At 72.3% G+C, this 2,079-nt stretch carries 2 protein-coding genes and 1 pseudogene; all 3 read left to right on the forward strand.

Translation table 11 applies throughout. The features are described from left to right. A pseudogene (locus tag E1281_RS40995) lies at positions 1-532 on the forward strand (hypothetical protein); the annotation flags it as partial. Beyond that, complete coding sequence (locus E1281_RS39305) at positions 529-1,197, forward strand: response regulator transcription factor (RefSeq protein ID WP_131884757.1); 669 nt, start codon at positions 529-531, stop codon at positions 1,195-1,197. The pseudogene E1281_RS40995 and the gene E1281_RS39305, both read left to right, overlap by 4 nt. Before the next feature lie 35 nt (positions 1,198-1,232). Beyond that, positions 1,233-2,079 (forward strand): aldo/keto reductase (locus tag E1281_RS39310; protein ID WP_131884758.1); only part of this gene is annotated, 847 nt, incomplete at its 3' end.

Below are 2,079 nucleotides of genomic sequence, written 5' to 3' on the forward strand. Positions count from 1 at the left end.
GCCCGACACCGCACCCGGAACCGCAGGCGCGCCCGCCGCGGCCAGGCCCACGGCCGGAACCGCCCTGCGCACCGCACTCGGCCTCACCCGCACACCGCCGGGGGAGTGGCCCTCCGAATCCGCCCGCCACCTGGCCCGCGAACGCCACCAGGTCCGCCGCGGCCTGGTCACCGCGATCGCCGTGCCCGCCGCCCTGATGACCGTCATCGGCGCCATCATGGCCGGCTACTACATCTACGCCACCCTCAACTCGGTCCTGGCACCCGCCGACTACGCCGCCCTACGCGTCGGCGCCCCGCAGGCCACCGTCCACAAGGCCCTGCCGCCGATGGAGACGATGGGCGCCGGCGCCGTCCGCGCCGCGGTCCCCGAACCCCCGCACGCCGACTGCCGCTACTACCGCCCCGACGCCGACCTGCTCGGCATCTCCCGCGTCTACCGGCTGTGCTTCGCCGGCGGCCGGCTCACCACCAAGAACGCCTACGACACCAGCAGTCTCGACACCGAACACCGACGACAGGAGAACCAGTGATCCGGGCACTGCTCGCCGACGACGAGGCCATGATCCGCGCCGGGGTGCGCGCCATCCTGGCCGCCGACCCCGGCATCGAGGTCGTCGCCGAGGCCGCCGACGGGCACGAGGCCATCGAACTGACCCTCCGGCACCGTCCCGACGTCACCCTCCTGGACATCCGCATGCCCCGCCTGGACGGCATCGCCGCCGCCGCCGAACTGCGCCGCGCCGCACCCGGCACCGGCGTCATCATGCTCACCACGTTCGGCGAGGACGAGTACATCGCCCGCGCCCTGTCCGGCGGCGCCAGCGGCTTCCTCCTCAAGTCCGGCGACCCGCGCGAACTCATCGCCGGCGTCCGCGCCGTCGCCGACGGCGCCGCCTACCTGTCCCCGAAGGTCGCCCACCGCGTCATCACCGAACTCGGCGGCAGCCGCCTGTCCGGCGGCGCCCGCGCCCGCCACCGCACCACCGGCCTCACACCCCGCGAACGCGACGTCCTGGCCCTGCTCGGCGCCGGCCTGTCCAACGCCGAGATCGCCGCACGCCTCCACGTCGTCGAAGGGACCGTCAAAGCCTACGTCAGCGCCATCCTCACCCGCCTGGACGCCCGCAACCGCGTCCAGGCCGCCGTCATCGCCCACGAGGCCGGCCTCGTCGACACCACTGAGACCATCTTCTGAACGACCGTTCGGCCACACGCGAAGGGAAAACCACCATGCAGCAGCGCACGCTCGGACGGCAGGGCCTGGCCACCTCGGCCATCGGCTACGGCACGATGGGCATCACCATGGGCTACGGCCCCGGCGACGAGCAGGAGGGCATCGCCGCCATCCGCCGCGCCCACGAACTCGGCGTCACCTTCTTCGACACCGCCGAACTCTACGGCTGGGGGACCGGCTCCAACGAGACCCTCCTCGGCCAGGCCGTCAAAGGCTTCCGCGACGAGGTGGTCCTGGCCACCAAGTTCGGCTTCGACCTCACCTCCGGACAGCCCGGCATGGGCCTCAACAGCCGCCCCGACAACATCCGCCGGGTCACCGACGACAGCCTCCGCCACCTCGGCGTCGACCACATCGACGTCCTCTACCAGCACCGCGTGGACCCGGACGTGCCGATCGAGGACGTCGCCGGCACCGTCAAGGAACTGATCGAGGCCGGCAAGGTCACCTACTTCGGCCTCAGCGAGGCCGGCCCCCAGACCATCCGCCGCGCGCACGCCGTCCAGCCCGTATCGGTCCTGCAGACCGAGTACTCGCTGTTCGAACGCGACGTCGAGCGACTCTTCCCGACCCTGGACGAGCTCGGCATCGGCTTCGTCCCCTACTCGCCACTGGGCCGCGGCTTCATCACCGGCACCGCCAAACCCGCCGGAAGCTACGACACCACCGACATGCGCAACCACGACCCCCGCTGGCAGCCCGGCAACTTCGAAAAGAACCTCGACGCCGTCCGCCGCCTCGGCGACCTCGCCGCCGCCAGGGGCATCACCGTCCCGCAACTGGCCCTGGCCTGGGTCCTCGCCCAGGACGGCAACTTCGTCCCCATCCCCGGCACCCGCAGCC

The organism is Actinomadura sp. KC345 (genome assembly GCF_004348515.1).
Classification (GTDB): domain Bacteria; phylum Actinomycetota; class Actinomycetes; order Streptosporangiales; family Streptosporangiaceae; genus Spirillospora.